The following is a 26,856-nucleotide window of genomic DNA, read 5'->3' as shown; positions in this document are numbered from 1 at the left end:
CGGCGCGGCCGCCGGAAAACGATTCCGGCGGCCGTTCTCGCCTGACCATGCAGCGCCGACCACGACCTCACCCACTTCTTGTGAGATGTTGGGGGTTCATCGCGAGCCTTCGTTTTTGCAAAAATTCTGCTGAATTAATAATCATAATTCGCATCGCGCGCGCGATGTGAATTGCGTCATAAAATCCAGCAGAAATTTTCAGAAAGTGTAGGGAATCCCGCATGCCCAGGCATGCTTCTCGCGGCTGGCGCGGCGTTCGCCGCGCCAGCCCCGGTGCCGCCCTTTCCTCGTCGGCGCGAAATCATACAGGCTAATGATCAGCCCCTCTTGGGCACCTGCGGCGGGCGGGTTCCGGTGCTGTGCGCCGGAACCTCCTGCAACGGCAACGGAGAAATGTGGGTGAAGTTGAGGCGTCGACTCCTTGACAGAATCAAGGACCGCTATTACACTTCAAGTGCGGGTCGGTGTCCCTCCCAAACAACCAAGAAAAGCGATATGAGGCCGGGAAATCCGGGGCGGGCTCTGGGCATCCTTCTCTCAGCGGCGTTCTTCATCGCCGCCGGGGGACAGGCGGTCGCCCAGATGAGGGGTTCGGCGGCGGGGGGCCGCACGAATTGGGCCCCGCCCTTCGCCCCGGCGTCTTCGTCCTTGCTGACCGGCGTACAACGCTTCATGAGCACGCCGACCGGCGCAAGCCTGGTCTCGCAGATCCCGTCCTTCCGGGCCGTCAGCGTGTACTCCCCGGAGTCGGACCTGGACCTGCGCGCCATGGGCGCGCTGGGCGCGCAGCTGCCCGCGGGTTTCGAGGCTCGCTTGACCGTCGCCCTGCGCCAGCCCGGGGAAGGCTCGGATGAGCTCGCGGCATTGTCGAAGGAGCTGGAGAACGCCTACCAGGCGGCCATCCCGGAGGTGACCAAGGCCGTGCAAGCGCGCGCCCAGCAGGTCGCCCTTGGGGTCGCCTACGGGCAGATCGAGGGGGCGGAGCTCGGCGCGGCAGCCGCCGAGCTCGAACGCTTCGGGGTCTACGGCCCTAGCGTGCAAGAGAAGGCGAGCATCGTCAGGCACCTGGCCTCCCAGGCGACCATGGGGCATGCCCAGAGCATCGCGGGCGACTTCCTGCGCCGCACGAGATCCTCCGACGAGGTCGCGGCGGGAGCTTCCCTGCCAGGCAGCCAGCGGAGGATGCCCGACGAGTGGGTGCTTCACGCATACAAGCAGGCAGCCGCGGCGAAGCCGAGCGACCAAGGGGATTCCGCCAAGCCGAAGGAGCCGCCCCCGCCAAAACCCGAGGGGAGCGATCCCCAAGAGAAGGCCGGGGCGAAGCCGGGCGACCGCAAGGATTCCGCCAAGCCAAAGGAGGAGCCGCCCAAGCCGAAAGCCGAGCGGCAGGATTTCCGCGAATGGATCGGGGCGAAGTCGAACGACCGCGGCGCTACCGTGAAGCCGCAGGCGCCTCCCGCGCCGCCGGCGCTCCAGCCCAGGCCCGATGCGAGGAATTTCTACGAAAGGATCGGGGCCGCCAAGGATATGTCGGCGGATGAGATCAAGGCGGCCTATCGCAAGGCCGTCATGTTATATCACCCGGACAAGCACAGCAACGAGGGTGCGGCGGTCATCAAGAAGATGACCAAGGACTTCCAGAACATCCAGGAGGCCTATGCCGCGCTCTCCGACCCCAAGAAACGCGCCGCATACGATATCACGCTGGCGAAGACGTCTCCCGCCCAGGCCAAAGCCAGCGACTGGCGCCCCTGGACCTGGACCGACTTCGGCGCCGCCAAACGCTGACCCCGGCCCCGCATCGGCCTGCTCCTGAAATCCATAAGGGGAAAGAAGTAGAATCTCGCGCATGTGGACCAAATTGAAGGGGCTTCTCGCCGGACGCGCTGTGGGAGGCCTCGTGACGCTCCTCTTCGCAGCGGCCTGGCTCGTCTTGACGGGGCTGGCCGTGATGACCGTGCTCATGCTGTCGCCCGGGCTCTCCGCCGCGGCCACCGGCTGGACGACGCTGGCCATCGCCGTGGCCGTCTCCTTGGGCTATTTCATCCGGAGCTTCGTGCGGGGTTTCACCCCGCGCGGGCTCGCGACGGCGGCCCTGCAGCTGCTGGCCCTGGCTCTGGGCGTGCGGCTCATCATGTGGGGCGCGCACCGCGTCCAGCACGCGAGGTTCGACTCCTTCAAAGACGGCCTCAAGGCCCAGGGCCTGCCCTTGAGCGTGGCGCAGTTCCAGGAATCCTATCCGGATGAGGACTATGCCTATCCGGACTTGACCCGGGCCCTGGCCAAGTTCGACCCCAAGTTCCTCAACAGCAAGCCGCGGCCGGGAGCCTCCGGCGTGAAGCGCTGGGATGCCGGCATACGCAAGGATGCGCATGAGGTCGCGGCCCATTATGAGGCCGTGATCTCCCGCGATATCCTGCCCATCCTGGCCAGGCATCACCGTTTCGCCAAGATCGATTATCTCGCGACGGCCCGCGACCCGGTGCATGCCTCCTGGCCCAAGAGCGTCCCGTTGATCAGCATGGGAAGCGTCATCAGACTGAGCGCCCTGGACTTGGCGGAGCAAGGCCGCATGTCCCAGGCTTGGGAACGGATGGATAAATTATTCTCCATGGCCGACCTCGTGGCGCAGGACCGCACCCTGCTCGCCAAGATGGTCGCGGTGGCGCTGCGCCGAGGCGGCGCGCAGGCCTCCATGACGGTCATGCTCAATCATCCTGTCCTGAGCGTTCCCCGGAACATCTCCGGGAGGCTGGCATCCCTCCAGGACAACCGCCTGGTACAGGAAGGCATGCAGACGGAGGTGGCTTTGGTCTTCGACATCCGGAACGCCTGCGAGCCGCAGTTGGCCCGCGGGAATACCCAGTTCGACCTGTTCGAACCCATGCCCTCTTCCCAGTCGGGCGCGCGCGTCGTCGCTTGGCTCGACCGGCTGGCGGTCTGGAGCGGGGCCTTCGATGCCAGCTGCCTGAGATGGGCGCAGTACGTGACCCATATGGCGCGGGAGGACTCGGCACGCGCGGACGACCGGTTCCAAGAGACCGCGTGGGCGGATATCTTCGCCCGAGTCCTCATCCCGAGGCAGCTCTCCAGCCTGTGGGTCAGGGAGCGGGAGGCCAAGGCCTGGGCGCGGCTGGCTCTGCTTATGTCGGCGGCCGAGCAGTACCGCGCCGGTTCCGGCCGGTACCCGAATTCCCTGGATGCGCTGAGCCCGCGCTGGCTGGCCGCGGCTCACCTGGCCGACCCGGTCACCGGCAAGCCGTTCGAGTATGAAGCCGCTCCTGACGGCCGCGGCTTCAAGCTCTGCAGCCTGGGAGCCAAAGGCGACCGGAAAGACTCGCGCGACGAGGATTTCTGCGTGCAGCGCAAGCCTTGAACATGGGCATCCGCCTCATTCTTCTCGGACTCTCTGCAGCCGGCATGCTGGCCCTGCAAGGCTGCGTGGAATACGGGCCTGTGGGCCGTCAGGACATGGACAAGGTCCTGGACTGCCGCGGTAAGTGCATCGAGGAGCGTTCGCGCTGCGGCATGGACTTCAACTGCGACAAGCTGAGCCAGCTCTGCATGGATTCCTGCAAGGAAGCCGGCCAGAAGAAGAAGCTGCGCCTGAGCGCGCCGCCGGGGACCTCCTCGGACCAGTAGCCCCTTAAGTCCGGCCGGAGCTCACACTCTAGAACTTCTCGTCTTTGGGATAGCCCTTGTCCGTCAGCATGCGGGCCAGGCGCAGGGAGAGCTCGGAGCCGGAGGCGGAGCCGTTCTTCCGGGAGAACTCGTCGAGATCCCGGTAGCCCAGCAGCTTGACCGCGCTGACCACGGCGCGGCCGCGCTTCTCCGGATACCCCGAGAACAGGTCTTGGATCAGATTCCGGCCCTTGACCGTGTAGCCGTCGGCGACGGCCCAATCCAGCCACCGGTCGTATGACGTCCCATTGTCGGTCCTGGCGATGCGGCGCAAGCCGCCGAGGATACTCTCTCGTTGGCCGTCGAAGACCTTCCGGTTGAAATGCTCGTTGTAGCTGTCCAGCGCGTCCGAGATGCCGGCGGAAAGGACTCCGGCGATGGCGCGCGACAGGCTCGGCTGGGTCACGGAGTATTCCTCCTGCAGCAAGGGGACCAGGTAAGGCACCACGTCCGATTCGGAGTAGTCGGCCAGCCGCTCTCCGGCCAGCATCCGGGTGTCCTGGGACGAGGCCTGTCGGACGACGCGGGACAATTCGCCCCGGAGCTCATCGGAGCGGACCTCTTTGAATACGCGCAGCCCGCCGCGGACCAAAGACTCGTCGCCGGCCCGCAAAGAGCTTCGGTAGACATCCTTCTGGAGAGGGCTGTCTCCCCATCGGCGCACCGCGCGGTAGGCGATGACGAGCTCGACCGCGTCCCGGCTGCGGGCGAGGATGTCGGTGAACCGGGGCAGGTCGCCGGCGGAGCCGTTCTTGCAGATGTAGTCGAGGACCTGGGGGCGCAGAGCCGGGTCCGCGCTCAGCTTCCTTATGAAAGAGTCGTTGGCCGGATAGTCCAGGATGATCAGCCGCATGGCCTGGCCCCGGTCTTCGGACTCGGCGTCGGCCACGATCTCCTTGAGGAACTTTTCGCCCGCGGGCGCCCGCGCGCCGGCCATGGCCGCCAGGACCTTGGCCCGCCCGTCCTTGTCGATGGGCGAGCGGTACGCCTCGGCCAGGGCCGGGAAGGCGGCGGCCCCGTGCCGGCGCAGGCCCTGGGAGACCTGGTCTTCGACCATGTGGTTGCGCAGCAGCTCCTGGACCAGCCTGGCGTAGACGGGACCGTCCTCGAAGAGCAGGAGCCCGTCCACCGCCGCCAACTGGTCCCAATAGGACCGCTCGCCGAGCAGCTTGAGGAGCAGCTCCTTGGCCTCGGGTGTCCGCAGGCGTCCCAGACGCCGGCCGAGGTCCCGCTTCTCCTCCAGGCCCTTCTTCTTGAGTATGGCCTGGTAGAAGGAGTCGGCCCGGGGCTCGGCAGGAGCCGCGCTCGCGGCGGCGCAGGACACGATCAAGACGGCGCAGGCCAGCATCTTCACTTCCTGGACGCGGCGAAAGCTCTCATGCATTCCCTCCTCATCGTCTTGCTGTTGTCAAAACTACCAGAAGAACCTCTCGCTGTCAATGGCCGGGCCGCCTAGGCGAGAACCAGGGGTCACTCCGGAGCATTTGGTAATATAGCGACAGAATTATGGGGATGGTCATTCTCAGCGGCATGCTTTTGATCTTCCTGCTGCTGTTTTTTGGCATTCTTGTCGCGATCATCCGGGGAGCGGCGAAAATAGGCGGCAGGAAGGCTTTCCTGCGAGACAACGGTTTCGCGGCCTGCGATGCAGGGGCGATCCCTGTTCTCAAGATGCAGCCGGATGGGGAGAATGGCAATACTCCCAGGCCATCGGCATGCATGAGTCCGTTCCAGGCCATCATAAACGGCAAAGCCGTATTCTTCTTCACTGCCAGATGGCCTGTATCATTTTGCGCAGCCGGATCCGGGCGGCATAGCCGCTCCCCCAGACCTTTCTGCATGCAATGCCTCTTGCCATTCCGACGGGATTCCGCGAAAAACGTCGGCATCACACTCCGAGAAAATAATCCGATCCTGCGCGTGCTGCAAAGGGTCGCGCAGAGCGTGGAGTCCCTGAAGCCGGGGCTGGAGATGCTGAAGCTGCCGCCGGGACTGAATAGCTTCGGTATCGATGTCGCGGTCGGCCCGGCCGGAAGCGATGTGCGCGGGATATTCTCCGAGGATGAGCTCGGGATGTTCGCTCGCGGCGCAGGTTGCGGCGTCCAGGAATTGGTTTTCGATGGAGAATCCGTGCTGCTCCGTTTCGATTCCCAGCCTTCGGATTACGATAAGCTCCAGGCCTATCTCGGGGAGCTGACAAGACTGGGAGGATGAGTCCGGCTCAAATTGGTACGATGAGCCCTTGCCGGCCTTCTACGGGCCTGGCGGGTATCTCGTGATCTTGGGGGGAATCGTGAACTCTGCTGACGAGGTCGGCCAAAGCAAGCCGGACCACCCTCGCACCTATCGGGCTAACCTGGCTTGGAGAATCCTCGTGATGTGCCTGGGAGGGCTTTTTTTGATCCCGGCCGCTGGCGGGGTGGGCCGGATGCTGTATCTGCGCTATATCGACCGTGAACCCGGGATGGTCGTCGCCCTTTTGGTCGCTATGCCGGGTCTCTACCTGGTGCTGGGGGCACTGCAGAAAAAGATCGTCTTGTTCCGGGACCGGGTCGAGATCCACGGGGCCCTGTGCCGCCGCACCTTGCTTCGGGCTGACATCGCGGGCCGGAGGACCAAGACATATTTTGTGCGGAGGAAGATGTGCCGCATAATCTACCTCGTTCCGCGACAGGATGATAAGTCTTCGATCAAATTGATCGACACGGGCGACTGGATCACGACCGACTCGGTGTTCGAGCAATGGATGGGCGGCCTGGCCGATCTAGGCACCCGGTGACGACAGCAGTCTGGCTGGCGGCCTTGCTGGCGGGCTTGGCTGCGGCCGGCCCTATGGACATGACCTCCCCTCTCGACGCCCTATCCTTCGCCGACCCCGCGCATGCGGCTCTGCTCAGGCGCGTTGACGCGGCCGTGCGCGGGTTCGCCGCGGCGGGCTGGCGCCATCATCCCTACGCGCGCAGCGGGGCCTTCTATAAGGCCAGCTGGTGCGCGGGCCAAGGGGCGCGGGACGACTGCCAAATCACCGAAGCTGCGGGCGATGCCCGGGACCAGCACGCCATCGCGCTCTACACGCTCTGCTACGGGGACTCCTTCCCCAAGACCTTCGGCTTCGGCGTCCAGTCCCGCTGGGTCCCGCCCAAGGCGGGCTGGGGGGTCGAGTTCTACCTCTCCCTCGGCGGCCGCAACGTGGTGGGCGAGGGCTTCGTCCTGGACCTGCGCTCATACACGGAAAGGTGGAAGGTGCCCGCGGCCGTCGTCCGCCTGGGCTCGGTCATCTCCTACAGGATCTTCGAGACCGAGCTCAGCCGCTCCGCCCAGGAGCCGCCGCTCGAAGACTTCCGTCTTTACGCGGCCTCGGCGCAGGCGCTGCGCGACCGGGGCCTGGCGGCCATCGCGGAGCTCGAGCGCAAGGCCGCCCATGCGCTCGCCGCCGGAGAGGCCCGGGCCTGCGACTACGGGCCGCATCCCGCCGGGATCCCGCCCTTGTGCCAGCCGCGGCCTCTGACCGCGGTCGAGGCCAGGGAGGCGCAGGACGAGGCGCGTCGGCATTTCGCCGAGCAGCGCCGGCTCCTCTCCGAAGACTACCGCGGGATGTTCGACGCTCTTAACCAGGCCTTCCCCATCGCCGCGCTGAAGCCGTCCGCGGCGCCGGGGAAGGGCAAGTGAGATCGCAGCGGAGGCCTTCATGAACAGCCGTTTGACAACATGCGTGTTCGGAATCCTTGTCCTGGCTTTGGCAGGCTGCTTCAATTCCAGAAGGGTTCTCAAGCTCGATTTCAACATCCCTGAGCAGCCGCAGAACTTCTCGGCGCTCAACACGCAGTGGGACGACTACAACGCCTCTGCGCCCATCGGCTGGGAGCGCCGCAACGGCCCCGGCGGGCCGTTGTTCTGGTCCACCAACCGGGGCAGCCAGGGCGCGCAATTCGATATCTGGCGGGCCGACATCCAGGTCAGCCACGTCAATGGTTACCATCTGGGCATGACGGATACGATCTTTCCCGAGGATAGGAATAAAACATGGGATGGCGAAGCCAAGCCCATGACCAGCGCCAATTCTCCGGGCAACGAATTCGGCCCCGTCGTATACTGCGGCGACGCCCCGGCGGACCCGTGGCGGCCGAAGGGCTATGCGGGCGCGGACCTGCTCGAAGAGAAGGGTTGTACCCTTGTGTTCGCCAGCGACCGCCCGGGCGGCAAGGGCGGACTCGACCTCTACCGGGCCCAGCCTCCCGGCGGCGTGCCCTCGCCCATAACGACTCTCAACTCATCCGGCAATGATTCCTATTGGACCTATGCGGGCGAGGACCATCCCGCCGCGTACTTCGCCTCGGATCGGGGCGGGCACGGCTACAAGATATACGAGATCTGCTGGAAGGACCCGGCCAAGCCCCAGCCCTTCGGCGGTCCCGGCGCCGAGATCCGCATGGTCCCGGAGGTGGCCGGCGACGGCGACGACACGGCGCCGTATATCTTCTGGCGAGATGGCCTCAACATGGTGTTCGCCTCGAATCGGTCCGGCGGCCAGGGCGGCTTCGACCTATGGTTCTCGCACTACGGCAAGAACGGCTGGGATAAGCCGCTCAACTTGGGCCCCAGGGTGAACTCGCCTCAGGATGAGTTCCGGCCCTCGGTGACGGATAAGGACCTCTTGATATTCTCTTCGAACCGGCCGGGCGGCAAAGGCGGCTTCGACCTCTACTACGCCAAGTTCATATCGCCTAATTAGAAAAGGAGGGAGTCATGGAACGAACTGACGCGGTCCTCGTCCCGAAGGCCACGGTCCAGCAAGGCCTGGCGAACGTCTCGACGGTCAGCCTGGTCTGCACCCGGAGCTATGTCTTCGCGGTCCCCATCCAGAGCTTCGGCGGCGACGGCCTGACCACGATCGTCCGGCGCTACTCTTATGACGGCAAGAGCCCGCTCGAGATCGTCCGCGCGATCTACGACAACCCCGCCCTCACCCTGTCGGGCCTGGAAGAGGAGCTCAAGACGCTCCTTGCCGACGAGAGCGCCCAGCGCGTCTTCGTCCTCTCGGCCTACCCGGATTTCAAGCTCCGCGCGGGCTGGTTCGGCACGGGGTCCTTCATGTTCAAGGCGCCGGGCGAGGGCCTCATGCAGCAGCGAGCGGTCGCCATCAACGACCGCGACGCGGTCAAGCGGCTCAAGCTGCTGTATCCGGCATGAACATGTCGAAGCCTGCTACCGCTGAGTAGACGACAGCGTCACCGGCGCCTGGTTCTTCTTCACCAGGTCCCGGATCCCCCAGTAGAGGATGAGGCCCCCCAAAACGGACATGAGGATCACCGGGCCGTTCTTGCCGAGCAGGCGGTACGACCAGGTGACCAGTATGGGGATGCGGCGGCGGCCGCCGTTCTGCTCCATGTCCGTCAGCAGCCAGCGCGCCCAAAACCCGCCGCCAATCATGCACAGACCTAGAATGATGTTGTAGGCGGGACCGTGGGGCTTCGTCATGGGTGACATGATCATTGGAGATTACAAAATTCTTGAGGGCAGGGCAGTCAATACGGCGTGGAATTCAGCCTCTCGCCATCCCAGCCGCCGATGAAGAGCGACAGGTAGTCCTCCCCGGAGCTGTGCGAGCGGTCATGCTTGCGGAAGCGCTCGAAGAGCTTCTGGACCGCGGCGAAATCTCCCTCATACACGAAGTACCGGCGTTCCACCGGCTCGCTCGGATTGGGCCGTCGGCCCGGGGCCAAGGCCAGCCACACGCGCTGGTTGATCAGGTAGCGGCCGGCAGGCGGGGCGATCTCCCGCGCGCCGAGGCGCCGCAGCTCCTCAAGAAAGGCCTGCCCTTTCGCCTGCAGTTTCTGGCGTCCGGTCCGGCCTCCGTATGTGAGCTCGACCCAGAGGCTGTGGGAGGGGATGCGCAGGAACTCTCCCGTCTCATCCGCCTTGGCTATGCGCGCCGCGCCCTCGGGCTTGAAGGATGCGGCCGCGGAGGAATAAGACAGCGCGAATTGGTCGGTCCCCAAGGCACTGGTGACGCTCAGGCGCCAGGAGCCAGGCTCGGGAGGGAGCTTGAAGGCGCCTGAGGCCGGCAAGGGCTCCTTCATCATGCAAGCGAACTTGGGAGGTTCGGCCAGGACCCTCAGGTCCAGCCGTCCCGGAGCGGTGGACCCCTGGACCTGCAGGTGAGAGCAGTCGCGGGACTCAAGGTCTTTGAACACGAGCAGCAGGGCGCCGTGGGCGGCTTCCTGCAGGCTCAGCGACAGGGTGTGCGCGGCGAGCGGCAGGGAGTCCGCGGCGCACCAGGCCGGCGGGGCCAGCCACAGCGAGAGCAGGCAGAGCGGCATGGTCTTGTTTCGCATGGGTTTAATCCTGATATGGCATCGACTAGTCGGCGTCCTGCTCGCGGCGGAAAGCCCGCTCCCAGGCGGCGGTGTCGCGGTGGTAGACGCGCTTGAGCTCAGGCTCGACATCGCTCGAGCAGTTGAGTTGATCCGGGAAGGCTCCCTGGAACCGGGCCTCGTACTCCTGACGCCGGACCTCTCCCGCGCCTGTCACGCGCCGGGTCTCGCGGGGGGCGGACAGCTTCGTGCCGTCAGCCGGCTCAGGGTAGCTGCAATCGATGCTCCTTTTGCCGGCTCCGGGCGGCAGGTCCCAGAGGATATGGATGTTCAGGGTGAAGCTTTCCGGACGCTTCCACTCCTTCAGCGGCTTCAGGTAATAGTCGAAGCCATAGTAGCCGGATGACCTGCCGATCCCCAGATGCGCGTACAGGGGCTGCTGATAGTCGACCGCCAGCTTGCTGCGCCCTGCCGGCAGGAGCCCCTGGAAATCGGCCTCGTAGAGCTCCAATGTGCGGTACTGCGCGCTCAGCCGCTGATACTCGGATGGAGATTTCTTGCGGAACTCCTCATCCGTCAGGAGCTTGGCTGCAAAGCTCGGGACGCGCAATTTGTCATCGGACTGCCAGGAGCGGAAATTCCACTTGCGACGCTCCTCGTCCGGCGCCGGCTTGGATTCTATGGATGGAATCTCCTTGTCGCCCACCTTGGCGTTGATGTGGCGCTTGGTAGGCAGGAAGAACTTGAACCGCAACTCCATCTCCCGGGCGGCTTCGACCTCGTAGACCGCGCGGACCGTGCAGACGGCGAAGCGGCAGTCGAATTCCAGCTCCTCGGCCAGCACTTGGACATCGGCAGGCCCTTGGGACAGCGCGAAGGAGGGCAAGGCTCCGACTTCCAGCGGCCCGGATGTGTTCGGATAAGCCAGCGCCGGCAAGAGGAGACAGAACAGTTTCAACATGGCAAGGGTCTCCTTCGGCGCCTCAGCGGCGCTGACTTCCTCCGCCTTTGAGACGTTCCGCAATCTCGGCCTGGCGGGCCCTCATAGCGCGCAAGGCCGCGCCCCCCTCGGCGCCGGAGAGCTCTTTTTCCGCGTCATCGCGCAGGCTGGCGGCCGGGGCCAGGCCCTGGGAAGCGGCGATGCTCGACCAGATATAGGCTTCCGACATGTTCTTCGCCACTCCCCGGCCATGGAAGTACCACGCGGCGATATTGTACTGGGCTTCGACATCCCCCAGTTGCGCCGCCTGGTAGTACCATTTGAAGGCCGCGTCCAGGTCTTTCGGCACGCCTTCGCCTTGGTAGTAGATATAGCCCAAGTTGTGCGCGCCCTGGACCTCGCCGCTCTCTGCGGCTTTGCGGAACCATTTGATGGCTTCCGGCAGGTCCTGGGCCGTTCCGTCGCCCTTATAATACATCAGCCCGAGGTTGACCTGGGCCTTGGCGTGCCCCTGCTCAGCGGCCTTGCGATACCGGGAGATGGCCGCCCTTGGATCCTTGAGAAGGCCATCCCCATATTCATACGCGACGCCGAGCTCGAATTGGGAGTCGGCATCTCCCTGCATCGCCGCCTTGAGGTACCACTGGAGAGCTTCCTGCTGGTCTTTTGTCACGCCCTTGCCGACCCGGTACTTTTCGCCCAGGTCCCTTTGGGCTCCAGCCAGGCCCTGATCGGCGGCTTTGCGCAGCCAGGCTGCGGTTTGCGCGGAGTCCTGCGCCACGCCCAGGCCGCGTTCGTACATGAAGGCGAGGTTGTGCTGCGCCTTGGCATGACCCGCTTCCGCGGCCAGGCGGTACCATTTGGCGGCCTCCGTGGAATCCTGCACCACGGCCTCGCCTTGAGCGAAAATCGTGCCGAGCTGGAATTGGGCCTCGGCATTGCGCTTCCCCGCGGCCTTGCGCAGCCATTTGACCGCTTCCGCTGCATCCGCGATGACGCCTTCGCCCTGGAAATACATCTCGCCGACTTTCTCTTGCGCGGCTGCGTCGCCCTGCTCCGCCGCTTTGAGGGATTTTTCAAAGGTTACCCGGATGTCCTTGCGGTGCTGCTCGCTGCCATCCGGGACCTCGGCGGCGCGCAAGGCCGGGAGAAGCGACAATGCCGCAAGAAGGGATATCGTTGCCGCAGTGGTCTTCATGGGCCGATTGTAGCATTGATTCACGGCGGTCCATAAAGTAGAATCGGGCATCCAGACAGCCGAAGCAGGAGCATCCAAAGACCGTCGGGGGGGAAGATATGCGAAGCGGAATGATCCGGTTCTGCGTGGTCGCGGGAGCGTGCCTGCTGCTCGGCACGGGGGCATACGCCAAGAAACACCAAGCCTGGGAGACGCAGCTCGGCGACAGCGCGACCACCATCTTCAACCACTCCAGCAGCTCGGATCAGATGCTGGAGGCCGGCAAGGACTGCCTGGCCGCGCTCGAGGCGGCGACCGCTTCCGGGCTCACCGACGAGAGCAACGTCCATCTACGGGGCTTCTACGGCGAATTCCCCGGCAGCCGCGAGAAGAAAGGCGTCGTGGTCGCGCCCCTGGCGACCGTGCGCAACCAGGTCTGCCGCTATCCGAACATCGACGCCGTGGCCACGGCCGCCAAGAAATGCCTGAGCTGGCGTGAGGATATACGCAAGGACCCCAGCGCCTACAACAGGGCCGGCGAGGTCATGCGGGTCGATGTGCGGGACTGCAATAAGAGCGTGGACGACGCCTTGGCCGCCGGCATCCCGGCCGAGACGCCGATCCTGTGCGGGGAGAAGGAGATACCGCTCGGCGAGGTGAAGGTCAAGGCCTGCGAGGTGCTGGCCAAGGCGGCGAAGAGGGAGCAGAAGAAGGGCGATGCCGCGAGGGACGCCAAGCTCGCGCCGTTCCTCGCCGTGCTCAGCGACGACAAGCTGGCGGTCTTCACCAAGTGGCAGTGCACCTTGCCCGTCAACTGCTTCGGCCCCGGCGGAGTGGAGATGACCACCCCGGAGCAGTTCGTGAAGGCTGACGCCTGGTTCATGTGGGGCGTCAACCGCGACGCCCTAGGGCCGCGCTGGAGCCTGAGCGGATATAGATTCCGGGGGATGAAGCGCGACGGCGACCTGTTCCGCCGCGGCGGCAAAGGCGACGAGCCGCCCTCTTCCGCTTTCCGCTGAGACCGGATCTCTCAGGTCAGAACCACGTGCGCATCCTGTAATCGCGGTATTCGTCTCCGAACTTCTCTTCCAGCGCGAGTTCTTCCCCGCGGATGCCCAGGAACAGCCACGCTATCCTCGCTATAGCGAAAACAAAAAATACAAGGACGTGCGGGTCATGCAGGCGGTCGTGCAGGCAAAGAGCCAGCCCGATGCCAAGGAACAGACCGGACACATAGACCGGGTGCCGGATCTTCGAGTAAAGCCCGGTGGTCACAAGCTGGTGCTCCTTTGCCGAGACCGAAAAGGAGGCTCCCAGCTGGATCCTGGCGACAGCGATCGCGATATACGAAGGGACTATTAGAATCACGCCAAGCAGTGTGAAAGCATCATGCGGGAAAGGCTTCAGCAGCCAGTACAGGAAGCACGGGATGATGACGAAAAGCAATCCCGACGCCGCATGATCCGCGAGTTTGTTCCTCATTGGAATACGTAATCTTATAAGATTCGCACGTCCCTTTTCGTGGATCAGCCCGGGAGGCCGGCGTGGCCGCCAAGAGGGGGTCTCTGGCGGCCACACCCGGCCGAAGGGGCGAGGAGCGCTTCAGGCTACAGCCATCTCGTGGCGGAAGGAGGTTCGCCCGAGGAGCCGGGGAGGGCCGCTCCGGGGTCGGAGAAGAAGGCGACGGCCTCATCCCGGTCCCCGTTCATCAGCAGACGCAGGATCTTCCCGCCCACTGAGGCCGGGATGTCGATGACCCGGACCGTCTCGGAGAAATCCTTGCGGTCCGGCAGGAACTCGGCGAGGACGCTGGCCGCGCCGGTCAGGAACGCTTCGTTGAAGACCGCGGCGTCGTCGTCCGGATACAGCGGCAGGTAGCGGATGTTGGCCTCCACGAGGTCCTGGAAGAAGTGCGTGCCGAAGGACAGGTCCGGCTGGTAGCCCCCTTCGCGGCGGGCGACCTCGATGAGCGCCGCGGTGTTGCTGATGTCCGAGTAGGTGACGCCGACGCCCAGCTTGATGTCTCCCCGGCTGCCCCAGCGGCCGGGACCCATGAGGATGAAGCGGCGCTTGGGCAGGAGCACGTTGAGGCGCCCCACGATGCGCCCGACCTCCTTGAGGTCGTCGTAATCCTCCAGCCGCGAATACTTCGCGGGGTCCACGTAGACCACATGGGTGATCTCCGGCGTCCTGCCGTTGGAGACGTAGCGGTTCGCCGTGAACAGGACGCGGTCCCGGGGTATGTCCGCCGGGATATCCGCCGGCCCCGCGTCCGGACCGTAGCTCTGGGGCCGGCACTGCAGGAGGTAGAGGTCCTTGCCGTCCGAGGCGAACTCGATGTCCACCGGCGTCCCCAGCTTCTGGCGGAGCAGCCGCAGCAGGCTGTTCACGCGCAGCACGAAGGGGGTCCGGCTGATGAGGCCGTCGAAGGTGACGACGCAGTCGCTCTTCTCGAAATCCACCAGGCCCACGGGGCGCCGCAGCGTCCCCCCGTCGACGATCGAGACCATGTCCTCGATCCCCGGGACGGCGGAGCCGCATTCGCGCAGGAGCCGGGAGAGCTCGATGGTGTCGAACGTCCCGGTCTTGAGGTTGATGAGGTCCACCATCCGGGGGGCGTAGCGGAGGACCTCGTCGTCGGAGGCGTTGACCCGCAGCCCCGGCTGGCCGGGGGCCAGGAGCACGGGGAAATCGTCCCCCACCCGGTCGACCGCCCGCGTCCCCAGGCCCGGCACCAGGCGCACGAGCCCGTCGTCGCGCTTGATGCGCGGCGACCAGCGGAACTCGTTGTTGCTGAAGGCCACGCCGGCGTAGCTGGGCAGGAAGTAGTCCCCCACGCGGGAGCCGACCACCTCCTGGATCATGATCCCCATCTCCTCCTGCATGTCGAGGAGGTTGCGTTCGGCCCGGTACGAGATGGCGTCGGGGCCGAAGATGGAGGCGTAGACCTCGGCCACCGCGTCGGTCAGGGCGACCAGGCGGTCCTTCTTGCTCCCCTGGTTGGCGAGGAACAGGCTCTTGTACTTCCCGGAGAAGGCCGAGCCCATGCGGTCTTCCAGCAGGCTCGAGGAGCGCACGATCAGAGGCCGGTCCTCCAGGCTGTCCAGGGCCATGCTGAAGCCCTTGAGGAGTTCGGCCGGGAATCGCGAGTTCTTGAAGAGCTGCACGATGTGGGGATACTCGCGCCGGACCTGGTCGATCTCCAGGTATTTCCGGTCGTAGACGTCCTCCAGCTCGTTGTGGCGGATGAAGCTCAGCAGGGCGTCGGAGGCCAGGTACCACGTCCCGGGGGTCTTGATCCCGGAAAGCGTTTCCGCGTACTCCACGGACCGCCGGATGACCTGCGCTCCGAGGAAGAGCCCCGAGCTCTTGCCTCCCAGCCGGCCGTGACCGCCCGGAGGGGAGATGACGCGCTGGACCACGTCGCAGAAGTCCTCGATCGAGGCGCATTCCTTGGCGCGGTTCACGGACTCCAGCTCCTCCGTGAAGAAGCGCCGCATCAGAGCCGCGCGCAGAGCCGTCCGGATGGGGCGGGCCAGCGTCTTCTCGTCGACCCCCATGGCCCGGTAGCGCTGGAGCGAATCGGCGAGGTCGGGGATGGTGCTCGCCGGGTTCTCCAGGGCGTCCAGGAGGAAGGTCACCTTGTCGTCCCGGATCCACTTCTGGATCATGCCCACGATCTCTTCCGCCGAGAGGCGGGCGTCCGCGATGCGGAAGACCTCTTCGGTGAAGTCGTCGAGCTCCGCCGGGGTGGACTTGGCCAGGGGCCGGTTGTCCTCCATCAGCTCGGACAATCCTCCCCGCTTCGGGGAGAAGCGCTGCATCAGCCCGTGCGCCTCAGCCACGCCGCTCCAGCAGAGATGGTTGACCATCTTGCGGGCCAGGCGCAGGGCCATGGGCTGGTCCGTGAGGCGCAGGAAGTTGACGATGACCCACCAGTCGGGCTTCCCGACGGCGGAGCCCCCCGCGGCGGGCGGCCGGGCGCCGGCGTCCGCGCGCCCGCGCTGCTCCGCGAGATAGTGCGCGATGTTGTCGGCCAGGGTATCGATGAGCTTGCGCTCCTCCTTGAGGAACGGACCTTCGCCCGCCGGCGGCCGGGCCTCCGTGTAGAACACCTCCAGGCAGCCCGCCTTCCCGCCGTCCATCACGATGTCGGCCCGCTGGGCCCACGGGGAGGCCTGGAAGCCGGGAGACGTGAAGACGTCCTCGCCCACGATGAGGCGGACCTTGCAGATGCCCGAATGCTGATAGCCTGCGGGGATGGCCGCCAGGATGCCCCGCAAGACCTCCTCGCGCGACGAAGCGGCGGCGCGGAGGCACTCGTTGACGTGATAGAGGCACTGGAGCTCCTTGGCCCGCTCCTGCAGGGCGCGCAGGATGCCGTCGATAGGTCCGGTCGGCCCGCTGGTCATGCGGCCCCCTTGCGGATCAGCCCGCAGCCGGCGCGGCCGTCCACCTTGATGGTGAGCGGCGCCGCGAGCCGGACCTGCCGCACGCACTCGGACTGCGCGACCGTCTCCTGGCGGTCCAGCCAGGCCCAGTCCACTGCGGCATCCCGGTCGTGGCGCACGCAGAAATAGCTCACCCCGAAGCTCGATATGTTGTGGAAGAAATGCGAGCCCTGGCTGAGGTCCACGTTCATGTCCGGCAGGGTGGCCTCGACGATGGCCGCGGCCCCGCAGATGCTGCCCCACTCCACCGGGATGCCGAGCCAGGGATCCGAGCTGCCCCAGCGGCCGAAGCCGATGAGGAGGTAGGGCTTGCGGGCCTCCAGGAGCGCGGCGTTGAGGCGGGCGACCTCCGCGCCGATGGCGCGGGTCCGGCTCGCGTCGAAGGACTCCGGCCGGACGTAGACCACGTCCCGGATGCCCTCCAGCAGGCCGTTGCCCATGACCGCGTCCGAGGCGATGAGGATCCCGGGTCCGGCCATCTCCTCGGGAGCCACGTCGACGAACCCGTGGGCCACCACGAGCGGCCGCATCTGCAGGAAGCCGAGCCGCGCGGGGGCGCCGTCCTCTCCCAGGGTCACTGCGAACTCGATCTCCACCTTCTCGCCCACCGCCTCCTCGCAGACGCGCATGAGCGTGCGGACCAGGTCGTTGAAGGGCAGGGAGTCGTAGACCAGGATCGGCGCGAAATCCACGGCCCGCGGGCCGGCGCCGTTGAGGCCGGGGCGCAGCCGGTCGGACTGGGCGTCGTAGGTCGAGGCGAGCGGCGCCAGGACGCCGTCCGTCTCCGCGTCGGCCAGGCCGCAGCGCAGGAGATACTCCGTCTCCCGCGTGGGGTCGTGGGCCGGCGGCTTGCCCATGTTCACGGCCCAGAAATCGACCTGGGTCTCGCGGAGCATGGCCGAGGGCGACGCGTAAGGCGGCGCGGCCGCGGGGTAGGCCGGGGAATAGGCCCAGACCAGGCCCCCGTCCACGATGGTCTTCCCCAGCCCCAGGGCCAGGTTGACGACCCCGTCCTCCGGCCTGGCGCTGCCGCTCCGGTAGTAGCTGTAGGAGCGCGCCACGCCGGAGAAATCGGGGTAGAAGCGCTCGCCCCGGCGCCGCCCCACGACCTCCTGGATGATGACGGCCATCTTCTCGTCCCGGCTGGAGCGCCCCGCCGCGCGGATGTAGGTCCGGGCGCTCTCGAAGAACATGGAAGCGTACACGAATTTCACGGCCTCGACCAGCTTGTGGAAGCGGGCGTCCCGCTCGAGCTGGTTGTTGGGGATCATCTTCGTCTCATAGACTCCCGCGAAGGGCCGGTAGAGCGCGTCCTCCAGGAGGCTCGACGACCGGACCGCCAGGGGCTGGTGGACCTTCTCGATGAGGGCGCGCAGGTCTCCCAGGAGCTCGGCGGGCAGCGAGGCCTTCTGGAACGCCTCGGCGATGACGCCGTCGGACGCCCCGGCCAGCCCCGCCTCCCAGAGGCCGTTGCGCTCCATGAACGCGTCGAAGAGCCCCGTGGCGATCACCGTCAGCGTCGGGACCTCGACCACGAAGCCGGGATGGTCCTGCGCGCGCAGGCGCTCGGACAGGACGCGGTGGCTGCGCAGGAGCCCCGCCGCCTTGCCCCCGAGGGAGCCCTCGCCGATGCAGGTGAAGCGCTCCTTCCCGTCGAAGAAATGACGGTCGAACGCAGGGATGTCCCGTCCGGACGCCACCGCGCCATCCATGTCCGCCTCCCGCGTCAGAACCAGCCGCGCTGCCGGCAGGCCTCCACGACCCGGCGCACCGCGATGACATAGGCCGCGTCGCGCATGGCGAGCTTCTGTTTGCGCGCGCACTCGCTGACCGCGAGGTAGGCCGACGTCATCTGGACGTCGAGTTTGCCCAGGACCTCGTCTTTCTCCCAGAAGTAGTTCATGTTGCACTGGACCTGCTCGAAGTAGGAGCAGGTGACGCCCCCGGCGTTGGCCAGGAAGTCCGGGATCACGAAGATGCCCCGCTGGGAGAGCACTTGGTCGGCCTCCGGCGTGGTCGGGCCGTTGGCTCCTTCCGCGACGAGCCTGACGCGCTTGTGGATGCGGGGGGCGTTGGCGGCCGTGACCTGGTTCTCCAGGGCGCACGGGAACAGGACGTCGGCCTCCTGCTCGATCCAGGCGTCGCCCGGCAGGATCTCGTAGCCCAGGTCCTTGGCCCTGCCCTTGTCGATGCCGCCGAAGCGGTCGGTGATGCCGAGCAGCTGGTCCGGGTCCACGCCGGTCAGCTTGCGGAAGGTGTAGGATCTCTGGTCCTTCTGGTCCCACGAGGAGACGCACACCACCCTGCCGCCGAGCTGCTGGAACAGGCGCACGGCGTACTGGGAGACGTTCCCGAAGCCCTGCATCGCGGCCACGCAGTCGGCGGGCTTGAGCTTGAGCTCCTTGAGGGCCTCGCGGACCGTGAAGACCACGCCGTAGCCGGTGGCCTCGGTGCGGCCCAAAGACCCGCCCATGCCCACGGGCTTGCCCGTGATGAACCCCGGCGCCTTATGCCCGTGGATGGTCTCGTACTCGTCGAGCATCCAGAGCATGTGCTTGGGCGAGGTCATCACATCCGGCGCCGGCACGTCCTGGACCGGCCCCACATTGCGCGCCATATTGCGGATCCAGCCCCGGCAGATCTGCTCCTGCTCGCGCTCGCTGAGGTTGTGCGGGTCGCAGATGACGCCGCCCTTGCCTCCGCCCAGCGGGATGTCCACGACCGAGCACTTCCAGGTCATCCACATGGCCAGGGCGCGGACCGTGTCCACGGTCTCCTGGGGATGGAAGCGGATGCCGCCCTTGTTCGGGCCGCGCGCGTCGTTGTGCTGGACGCGGAAGCCGCGGAAGACCTTGACCGTGCCGTCGTCCATGCGCACCGGGATGCTGAAATGGAATTCGCGCATGGGCACGCGCAGGAAGTCGCGCGCGGGCTGGTCGAGCTTGAGGATGTCGGCGACCTTGTCGAATTGGGCCTGGGCCATCGCGAAAGCGTTGAAGCCTTTGCCTTCGGTTGATCTCATCTTGGCGCTGACTGCGGTAGCGACTGGCATGGTAAACCCCCTCGGGAATGCGTTCCGTCCGTCTTGGGCTGGCGGGCCGTCTGCAGCGCCCGCCTCCTTAATGATTATAGGACCGGTCCCGCGCTTTGGGTATCGGAGAACATCTGATGCCGGAGGGGAAGGCGGGGGCTAGAACGCCAGCCGGTTCTCGAGCGCGTAGCGCGCGATCTCGACGTTGTTGCGCAGGTTCAGCTTCTGCAGGATGTGCGCCCGGTAGGTGTCGATGGTCTTGACGCTCAGGGTCAGCGCCCGGGCTATGGCGCCCACGGTCTTGCCGGAGGCGAGCATGCACATCACCTGGTACTCCCGCGCCGAAAGGGCCTCGTGCGGCGGCTTGCGCCGGTCGGTCGCGCCCGGCATGGACATGCTCTCGGCCACCGCGGAGCTGACATAGCGGCCGCCCCGCACGACCTTGCGCACCGCTCCGATGACCTCGTCGGGCATGTTCTCCTTGCCGAGGTAGCCCGACGCGCCCATGCGCAGGGTCCGCTCGGCGTAGTGCTCCTCGGGGTACATGCTCAGCATCAGGACCGGGGTGGCGAGCTTCTCCGCCTTGACCCGCCGCAGGACCTCCAGGCCGCCCATGACGGGCAGCGAGATGTCCAGGATGAGGAGGTCGTACTTCCCCTGGCGCAGCTTCTTGAGCGCGTCCTCCGCGGTGGTGGCCTCGCCGGCGACGACGATGTCGGGAGCCTTCAGGAATATCTGCCGCAGGCCGTTGGGCACGATGGGGTGGTCGTCCGCGACGAGGATCCTGATCATCTCCGCGCCCTCCGCTGGGGCCAGGGGAGCCTGATCCTCACGGCCGTCCCCCGTCCTGGCGCGCCCTTGATCTGCAGCGTCCCCTTCCAGCCGTGGACCCGCTCCCGTATGCCCAGCAGGCCCAGGGTCTTGCCCGCGAAGAGCTCTTCCTGCCGGATGCCCCTCCCGTCGTCCTTGACGTTGAGGACCAGCCGCGCCCCGACCGGCCCGAGCTCGATGCTGGCGTTGCGGGCCCCGGAGTGGCGGGCGATATTGGTCAGAAGCTCCTGGACGATGCGGTAGAGGACGATGGAGAGCTCGGCATCGAGCTCTCGCCCCAGGCCCCACACCTTGACCCGGCATCTGACGCCGTGCCGGCCCTCGAAGTCCTTGGCCAGCGAGGAGACCGCCGCCGGCAGCCCGAAGTCGTCGAGCAGGACCGGCTTGAGCTCGGAGGCGACCCTCTTGAGGTTGCGCAGCGTCACGTCGATGAACTGCGTCATCGACTGCGCGCGCTCCATCAGCCCCGCCTTCTTCAAGTACTCGTCTTTGAGGCAGCCCACGTCCATCTTGAGCGCCATGAGGGCGTGGCCCAGCTCGTCGTGCAGCTCGTGGGCGATGCGCCGGCGCTCGTCTTCCCGGGCGCGCTCCACGCCGCGCAGCAGCTCCCGGAGCCGCTCATGGGAGGCCCGCATCTCGTCGGCGGCGCGCTTGTGCTCGATCATCTTCCCGAGCCGCTCCGCGATGACGCGCAGCAGCCGGCGCTCCGACTTGAGGAAGACCCCGGCTGGGCCGGGCGGCGGCGTCCTGCGGTAGCAGACCTCGATGAAGCCGGCCTTGCGGCCGTGGACGAAGACGCGCTCGGCCTGGCGGATCCGCGTGCGGCGGAATCCGCGGGTGTGGTATTCGGCCCCCTCCAGGATCAGGCGCGCGCGGGCCAGGTCCGGATATTGCCAGGCCGGGGGCAGCAGCCCGACGATGCCCTGGAGCATGCGCTCCAGCGAGCTGCCGGGCGTGTCGCGGATCTTGGAGAGCCCGTAGACGCAGCGGAGCTCCTTGGTCCGTTCCCTGAGCTCGAAAGCCGTGCGCTCGCCCGCGCGGCCGCGCTTCGGCTGTCTTCTCCCGGTCATGCCGTGTTCCTGGGGGACATCTCTCAGCGATATTATACGCCTCTGGCGGCGCTTGAGGTATCGGGGAATGTCTGATAGGGACCCCCGCTGGACACCAAGCGGATGGCTGGGGATTGCAGGGGTCTGGGGTGTGCTAGAATCTTGTTCGCGTAAGTCAATGCCATGAAATACTACTTCTCGATGGGCCTGACGGGGCTCTGCCTCATCGTGGCGCTGCTCGGGTTCTGGCGTGTGCATGTGGCGCGCACCGTCGTTGAGACCGGCGTGCTGTCCGGCAAGGTGGACGCACTCGTGGCCGCCTGGAACTCCAAGGGTGTGGCCGAGACGAACCGGGCCGTAGACATCATCATCAGCGACGCTGCGAGCGGACCGGATGTATTCGCTTTGATTGGCGAGCCTTCGTCCTGGGAGAGATTCGGAGACTGGATCCAGCGCGCTTTCTTCCGGACCAGGATGGCCTCCCGGGAGGATTCCCAGCTCGTCAAGTCGTGCTCTGACGATCTCTCGGCTGTCACATGGACGCATGAAGGCTTCGCGACGGTCAGCGAGAAAGAGATGACTGAAGAGGTCATGAGGGCCGTGGTGAAGGCCCACGACGCGGGCGCTGAGATCAACATCGTGGCGCAAGGCGTTTCGGCTCCGCCCGTGTTGACTGCCCTGAAGAAGTTGGAAGGAACAGAACGGGCCGGAGTGAAGGTCGGGGCGAACAAGGTCGTGTTGGTGGGGTGGAACCAACCGAGGCTCAAGCGCATACCGGCCCTGGCTGCCTATGACTTCACCCAACTGGGCAACATCATAGAGCTGGCGAACATCTGGGTGCCGAAGGAAGAGTTCGTCAAGACCACGAAGATGCAGATCTTCAGCCGGAATGGAGCCAGCGCCGAGTATGATGTTGAAAAGCTGTGGCCTCAGATCGGCCAGGATAACAGGTTGGCTTTCCTGATGCGGCTCGTGAATGGATTGGTCCGACAAGTGGAGTCCATGCAGCAGATCGTCAACCAGCAGGCATTGGCGATGAAGGATTGGGAGGCGAAGAAGGCGGCAGAGGAAGCGACCAAGGCGGCAGAGGCGGCGAGGCGGACCACGCAAGAGGCTGCGGCCCGGGATGCCGAGGCTAAGAGACTGGCGGAGGAGGCGGCCAGGAAGGAGGAGGCTGCGCAGAAGGCGGCTGAGGCCGCGGTCCGCAAGCCAGGCCAGAGGCCTTCCGGGGCCTCGCAAGGCCAAAAGGAGTGCGCCCAATGCTGCGCTGACGTGGGCGGCTCGTGGGTCTGGGGCAATGAAAACTTGCCTGATGCGGCCTCGGGTGAATTTCGAGCCAAGTATGGCTGCTGCAATGGCGCGGATTGGCCGATCAATTGGGAGTCCGTGGCCTCGTGCCGCGCCGCGGCCTACGACGAATACACCCACGGGTTCCGTTGCGCGCCCTAGGGGACGGTACAAGGAGCTCCCAGGAAATGTAGAATCAATTCGCTGGAGGGTTGGCCGAGTGGTTTAAGGCGGCGCTCTTGAAAAGCGTTAGACGGGAAACCGTCTCGGGGGTTCGAATCCCTCACCCTCCGAAGTTTTTTCAGGACCAGCAGGCTTCGAAGGCGGCGCAGAAGGCGGCGGCGTCGGCTGGCCGGCGGGCGGCGTCGCCGCTCAGGGCCGCGGCGAAGAAGTCGTCGAGCTTGGCGGGCAGCTCCGGCCGCAGGGCCTTCACGGACGTGATCTCCTCGCCCTCCTCGGTCTCCTCGGGCCGCTTGCCGGTGAGCATCTCGTAGGCCAGAAGCGCCAGCGCCTGCAGGTCCGCCGCGGTCGCCGCCTCCGCGGCCCCCTGCTCCCGGCGCTTCAGGTGGGCCTTGGTCAGGGCCGCGCACACGTCCATCAGCACCCGGCGCGCGTCGGCCGGGGCCATGGGTCCCCGAGCCAGGACCGCGTCCAAAGGCTCGCCCTCCACCAGCTCGAAGGCCAGCGCCAGACCAGAGTCGTCGGCCTGGCGGCGCAGGCGCCGGCGCGTCAGGTCGTAGAGCCCGTAGAGCACCAGGACCAAGGAGCCCGCGATGATCCCCCCGCGCAGGAGCAGTTCCTTCATGCGGAGAGGATAACATAAAATATCCGGCACGCTCCCCATGCCCTACCCCCACGGACTGCGCGCCCTCAACCACCGGGACTTCCGACTCTTCCTCGGCGGCCAGCTGGTCTCCCTCGTCGGCACCTGGATGCAGAGCGTGGCCCAGGCCTGGTTCGTCCTGGAGCTCACCGGCTCAGCCTTCAAGCTGGGCGTCATCAGCGCCCTGCAGTTCGGGCCCATGCTCTTCTTCTCCATCCCCGCCGGCGCCTTGGCCGACCGCGTGCCCAAGCGCCGCATGATCATGGCCACCCAGACCGCGCTCATGCTGCAGGCCTTCGCGCTGGCCGCCCTCTGCTGGTCCGGCCGGGCCAGCTACTGGCACGTCGCCGTGCTGGCCGCCCTCTACGGCGTCGCCAACACCGTGGACATGCCCGTGCGCCAGGCCTTCGTGGTCGAGATGGCGGGCAAGGAGGACCTGCCCAACGCCATCGCGCTCAATTCCGCGGTCTTCAACAGCGCGCGCATGATCGGCCCGGCCGCGGCCGGCCTGCTCATCGCCCGCTTCGGCGTGGCCTGGGCCTTCGCCCTCAACGGCCTGAGCTTTTTGGCCGTGCTCCTGGCTTTGGCCGCCGTGTCCGCCCAAGGCCTGCCCCATCCGGGAGCGAGGGGCCATCTGGCCGAAGACGTCGCGGAGGGACTGCGCTACGCCCGCGACACCCCCGTGGTGCGCCTGGTCCTCAGCGTGCTCTTCTTCATCAGCCTCCTCGTCATCAACAACAACGTCATGGTGCCCCTCCTGGCGCGCCAGGTCCTGCACGAGGGGGCGCAGGGCCTCGGCCTGCTCATGTCGGCTTTGGGCACGGGCGCGGTGCTGGGAGCCTTGGCCATGGCCTGGGGCGGCCGCCCGCGCCTGCGCGTGCTGCTCGGGGCGGGCGTGGCCGCCTCCGCGCTGACTTTGGCTTTGGCGGAGGCGGGCCGGTTCTGGCCGGCCATGGCCGGGCTCGCCCTGTTGGGAGCCTCGCAGATCGTGTTCATGGCCAGCTGCAACACCACCGTGCAGGCCGAGGTGCCCGACCGCCTGCGCGGCCGGGTCATGAGCCTCTATGCCCTCGTCTTCGTCGGCGTGGCGCCGCTGGGCTCGCTCCTGATGGGAGCGCTGGCGCAGGCTTTCGGCGCGCCCGCCGCCTACGCGGTGGGCGGCGCGGGGGGACTGCTCGCCGTCTTGACGCTGGCCTGGGCTTGGGCCCCTTCCCGAGGACCGTTGACAAGCCCGACCTAGGTCTTTACACTTTAAACCTATGCTACGCGCGTGCGTGCGGGCGAGAGTCCTGCTCCTGGCGGCCGTCCTCTGCGGCGTAGCCTCCGCGCAGGAGCGCGCCCCGCTCAAGTTCTCTCCGCGCCACCGGGACGAAGCCTGGGCGGCCTTGAGCCCGGCCGAGAAGGAGGGCGTACGCCGCTTCATCGCCGCCGCCCCCGATCCCGCGCGCGCCGAGGCCCAGTTCGTGGCGGTGGGCTGGCGGCTGATGGTCTTGCGCGAGCTGCAGGACAACGTCGAGGGGCTCGAGCCCGTCGCGCGCGAGCAGCGCCGCACGCGGACCAGCGCTCGCCTCGACGCTGAGCTGACCGCCCTGAATCCCGAAGAGCGCGGCTCCCTCCTGCTTGCGCTGGGAGAGCCCCTGCGGCGCGCGGGCTACGTCGCGGCCAAGCCCGAGACCGCCCCGCCCGCGCCCGCCCCCCTGGTCCTGCCCGCCGGGCCGCCGCCCGCCGACTACAAGGAGGCCGTGGCCAGGGCCCAGGAGGGCCTGCGCCGCCGCGACTGGGACGGCGCCCTGGCCGCGGCCCGCTTCGCCTCGGACCATGCCCCGGCCGAGGAGCTGCTGGCCTCCACGCTCAAGGCCGCGGCGCTCTCCATGCTGGGCCGCCACGATGAGGCCCTGACCGAGATCCGCACGGTGGCGCGCATCAAGCCCAAGGCCGCCTATCTGGGCGGCATCCACGCCTTCGTCCTCAACCGGGCCGGGCTCTACAAAGAGGCCAGCGAGGCGGCGGACGCGGCCATCGCGGCCCAGCCGACGCGGGCCTGGACCTGGTATCAGCTGGCCTACGCCCAGGCCGGAGCGGGCGACCGGACCGGCAGCCTGCGCTCCTTGGAGCAGGCCGGCCGCCTGGACGCGGCGCGCTTCGAGACGCGCCGGCGCCGGGCCCTGGCCGCCGCGGACGCGGCGCAACTGCTGGCCCAGTTCGCGGCCGACCCCGGGCTGGAGGCGGCGGCGCTGCTGACCTACCAGCCCGAGGCCGCGGCCCGGCGCCGCCTGCTGCGCTCCTTGGCCTGGCCCGCGGCCGGCGCCGCGCTGCTGCTCCTGCTCTTCCTGCTGCGCAAGCCCTTCGCCGCCTGGCTGGTCCGCTTCGGCATGGCCGCGGCCGGCACGCCTTTGCCCACGCCCTGCCCCACGCCCATCTCCGGCATGCCGCCGCTGACCGGGCCGGGCCTCACCTTGCCCGGCCTGCCCGCCGGCTACCGCGTCCTGCGCCAGATCGGCTCGGGCGGCATGGGCGCGGTCTACGAGGCCGAGGACCTCTCCCTGCAGCGCCGGGTGGCGGTCAAGCGCATGCGCGACGAGATCCGCAACGACCCCCGCGAGCGGGACCGCTTCCTCAAGGAGGCGCGCACCGTGGCCCAACTGCGCCATCCCAGCATCGTGGACATCCACGGCATCTTCGAGCACGAGGGCGAGGTCTTCCTGGTCTTCGAGTACCTCGACGGCAAGACCTTGGACCTGGTGGTCTACGAGAACGGCCATCTCGCCATCCCGGAGATCAAGGGCGTCCTGGCCCAGGTCTGCTCGGCCCTGACCTACGCCCACGCGCGCGGGGTCATCCACCGCGACCTCAAGCCTCCCAACATCATGCTCACCCGCGACAACCGCGTCAAGGTCATGGACTTCGGCGTGGCCCGGCAGGCCCACGAGGCCTTGAGCCGGCTCTCCGTCTCGGCCACGGTGGCGGGGACCCCGCCCTACATGGCCCCGGAGTCCGAGACCGGCGTGGTGCGCGCCGAGTCGGACCTCTACTCCTTGGCCGTCTGCCTTTACGAGATGCTCACCGGCGCGCGGCCCTTCGACGGGACCAACGCGGGCATGCTCTACACCAAGATGAACATGGTCTTCACCCCGCCCAGCCGCAAGGCCCCGGGACTGCCGCCGGCCCTGGACGCCTTCTTCGCCCGGGCCCTGCAGGCCGACCCGGAGAAGCGGCCGCGCACCGCGGCGGAGTTCTTATCCGAGTTCACTCAGGCCATAGGGCCGGCCTAA

General features: G+C 66.9%; 24 protein-coding genes and 1 tRNA gene. 13 read left to right on the top strand and 12 right to left on the bottom strand.

The genetic code is table 11. The features are described from left to right. Nucleotides 1-495: 495 nt before the first annotated feature. The 3 genes from NTY77_19000 to NTY77_18990 all read left to right on the top strand — a co-directional run bounded on the left by NTY77_19000 (nucleotide 496) and on the right by NTY77_18990 (nucleotide 3,642). The gene (locus NTY77_19000) at nucleotides 496-1,788 is read left to right on the top strand and encodes a J domain-containing protein (GenBank protein ID MCX5797583.1); all 1,293 of its coding nucleotides are present in this window, start codon (nucleotides 496-498) and stop codon (nucleotides 1,786-1,788) included. A gap of 61 nt (nucleotides 1,789-1,849) precedes the next feature. Beyond that, entirely contained in the window at nucleotides 1,850-3,376 is a 1,527-nt protein-coding gene (locus NTY77_18995; GenBank protein MCX5797582.1) for a hypothetical protein, read from the top strand. Between the two features lie 2 nt (nucleotides 3,377-3,378). Then, nucleotides 3,379-3,642: a hypothetical protein gene (locus tag NTY77_18990; protein MCX5797581.1), complete on the top strand. Its 264-nt coding sequence runs from the start codon at nucleotides 3,379-3,381 to the stop codon at nucleotides 3,640-3,642. Nucleotides 3,643-3,670: 28 nt separating this feature from the next. Here the strand turns inward: NTY77_18990 and NTY77_18985 are convergent, their stop codons facing one another. Beyond that, the gene (locus NTY77_18985) at nucleotides 3,671-5,065 is read right to left on the bottom strand and encodes a hypothetical protein (protein ID MCX5797580.1); all 1,395 of its coding nucleotides are present in this window, start codon (nucleotides 5,063-5,065) and stop codon (nucleotides 3,671-3,673) included. A gap of 128 nt (nucleotides 5,066-5,193) precedes the next feature. Here NTY77_18985 and NTY77_18980 point away from each other — a divergent pair, with 128 nt between their 5' ends. The 5 genes from NTY77_18980 to NTY77_18960 are packed head-to-tail and all read left to right on the top strand — an operon-like array spanning nucleotide 5,194 to nucleotide 8,871. Next, nucleotides 5,194-5,895, top strand: coding sequence for a hypothetical protein (locus NTY77_18980; protein ID MCX5797579.1), 702 nt, complete (start codon nucleotides 5,194-5,196; stop codon nucleotides 5,893-5,895). 28 nt (nucleotides 5,896-5,923) lie between these two features. Further along, entirely contained in the window at nucleotides 5,924-6,460 is a 537-nt protein-coding gene (locus NTY77_18975; GenBank protein ID MCX5797578.1) for a hypothetical protein, read from the top strand. Continuing rightward, entirely contained in the window at nucleotides 6,457-7,350 is an 894-nt protein-coding gene (locus tag NTY77_18970; GenBank protein MCX5797577.1) for a hypothetical protein, read from the top strand. Before NTY77_18975 ends, NTY77_18970 begins: the two co-directional genes overlap by 4 nt. 43 nt (nucleotides 7,351-7,393) lie before the next feature. Continuing rightward, the gene (locus NTY77_18965) at nucleotides 7,394-8,413 is read left to right on the top strand and encodes a hypothetical protein (GenBank protein MCX5797576.1); all 1,020 of its coding nucleotides are present in this window, start codon (nucleotides 7,394-7,396) and stop codon (nucleotides 8,411-8,413) included. 14 nt (nucleotides 8,414-8,427) lie between these two features. Further along, the gene (locus tag NTY77_18960) at nucleotides 8,428-8,871 is read left to right on the top strand and encodes a hypothetical protein (protein ID MCX5797575.1); all 444 of its coding nucleotides are present in this window, start codon (nucleotides 8,428-8,430) and stop codon (nucleotides 8,869-8,871) included. Between the two features lie 15 nt (nucleotides 8,872-8,886). On the opposite strand, the gene NTY77_18955 is transcribed toward NTY77_18960, so the two are convergent. The 4 genes from NTY77_18955 to NTY77_18940 are packed head-to-tail and all read right to left on the bottom strand — an operon-like array spanning nucleotide 8,887 to nucleotide 12,133. Further along, entirely contained in the window at nucleotides 8,887-9,159 is a 273-nt protein-coding gene (locus NTY77_18955; protein ID MCX5797574.1) for a hypothetical protein, read from the bottom strand. A 47-nt stretch (nucleotides 9,160-9,206) separates the two neighbouring features. Continuing rightward, nucleotides 9,207-10,016: a hypothetical protein gene (locus NTY77_18950; protein MCX5797573.1), complete on the bottom strand. Its 810-nt coding sequence runs from the start codon at nucleotides 10,014-10,016 to the stop codon at nucleotides 9,207-9,209. A gap of 25 nt (nucleotides 10,017-10,041) precedes the next feature. After that, nucleotides 10,042-10,956: a hypothetical protein gene (locus NTY77_18945; GenBank protein ID MCX5797572.1), complete on the bottom strand. Its 915-nt coding sequence runs from the start codon at nucleotides 10,954-10,956 to the stop codon at nucleotides 10,042-10,044. A gap of 22 nt (nucleotides 10,957-10,978) precedes the next feature. Further along, nucleotides 10,979-12,133, bottom strand: coding sequence for a hypothetical protein (locus NTY77_18940; protein ID MCX5797571.1), 1,155 nt, complete (start codon nucleotides 12,131-12,133; stop codon nucleotides 10,979-10,981). A gap of 98 nt (nucleotides 12,134-12,231) precedes the next feature. On the opposite strand from NTY77_18940, the gene NTY77_18935 reads away from it, so the two are divergent. Then, entirely contained in the window at nucleotides 12,232-13,131 is a 900-nt protein-coding gene (locus NTY77_18935; protein ID MCX5797570.1) for a hypothetical protein, read from the top strand. A gap of 16 nt (nucleotides 13,132-13,147) precedes the next feature. On the opposite strand, the gene NTY77_18930 is transcribed toward NTY77_18935, so the two are convergent. The 6 genes from NTY77_18930 to NTY77_18905 form a co-directional block, all read right to left on the bottom strand. Continuing rightward, a complete protein-coding gene (locus NTY77_18930; GenBank protein MCX5797569.1) occupies nucleotides 13,148-13,594 on the bottom strand; it encodes an isoprenylcysteine carboxylmethyltransferase family protein in 447 nt (148 codons plus the stop codon). 125 nt (nucleotides 13,595-13,719) lie between these two features. Then, nucleotides 13,720-16,524, bottom strand: coding sequence for a PEP/pyruvate-binding domain-containing protein (locus NTY77_18925; GenBank protein MCX5797568.1), 2,805 nt, complete (start codon nucleotides 16,522-16,524; stop codon nucleotides 13,720-13,722). After that, a complete protein-coding gene (locus NTY77_18920; protein MCX5797567.1) occupies nucleotides 16,521-18,275 on the bottom strand; it encodes a hypothetical protein in 1,755 nt (584 codons plus the stop codon). Before NTY77_18920 ends, NTY77_18925 begins: the two co-directional genes overlap by 4 nt. A gap of 14 nt (nucleotides 18,276-18,289) precedes the next feature. Next, entirely contained in the window at nucleotides 18,290-19,585 is a 1,296-nt protein-coding gene (locus NTY77_18915; GenBank protein ID MCX5797566.1) for a Glu/Leu/Phe/Val dehydrogenase, read from the bottom strand. Between the two features lie 168 nt (nucleotides 19,586-19,753). Further along, entirely contained in the window at nucleotides 19,754-20,386 is a 633-nt protein-coding gene (locus tag NTY77_18910; protein ID MCX5797565.1) for a response regulator transcription factor, read from the bottom strand. Then, nucleotides 20,383-21,495: a sensor histidine kinase gene (locus NTY77_18905; protein ID MCX5797564.1), complete on the bottom strand. Its 1,113-nt coding sequence runs from the start codon at nucleotides 21,493-21,495 to the stop codon at nucleotides 20,383-20,385. The genes NTY77_18910 and NTY77_18905 overlap by 4 nt, the downstream gene beginning before the upstream one ends. Nucleotides 21,496-21,657: 162 nt before the next feature. Here NTY77_18905 and NTY77_18900 point away from each other — a divergent pair, with 162 nt between their 5' ends. Continuing rightward, entirely contained in the window at nucleotides 21,658-22,923 is a 1,266-nt protein-coding gene (locus NTY77_18900) for a hypothetical protein (GenBank protein ID MCX5797563.1), read from the top strand. Between the two features lie 44 nt (nucleotides 22,924-22,967). Continuing rightward, nucleotides 22,968-23,054: transfer RNA gene (locus NTY77_18895), tRNA-Ser, on the top strand. 8 nt (nucleotides 23,055-23,062) lie between these two features. Here NTY77_18895 and NTY77_18890 read toward each other — a convergent pair. Beyond that, nucleotides 23,063-23,566 carry a hypothetical protein gene (locus tag NTY77_18890; protein MCX5797562.1) on the bottom strand — a complete coding sequence of 168 codons (504 nt, stop codon included), beginning with the start codon at nucleotides 23,564-23,566 and terminating at the stop codon, nucleotides 23,063-23,065. Nucleotides 23,567-23,603: 37 nt separating this feature from the next. Here NTY77_18890 and NTY77_18885 point away from each other — a divergent pair, with 37 nt between their 5' ends. Continuing rightward, complete coding sequence (locus NTY77_18885; GenBank protein ID MCX5797561.1) at nucleotides 23,604-24,824, top strand: MFS transporter; 1,221 nt, start codon at nucleotides 23,604-23,606, stop codon at nucleotides 24,822-24,824. Nucleotides 24,825-24,858: 34 nt separating this feature from the next. Further along, nucleotides 24,859-26,856: a serine/threonine-protein kinase gene (locus NTY77_18880; GenBank protein MCX5797560.1), complete on the top strand. Its 1,998-nt coding sequence runs from the start codon at nucleotides 24,859-24,861 to the stop codon at nucleotides 26,854-26,856.

The sequence above is a fragment of the Elusimicrobiota bacterium genome, assembly GCA_026388095.1.
In the GTDB taxonomy this organism is placed as follows: domain Bacteria; phylum Elusimicrobiota; class Elusimicrobia; order UBA1565; family UBA9628; genus UBA9628.
This window is presented reverse-complemented; position numbering and strand designations above follow the sequence as displayed.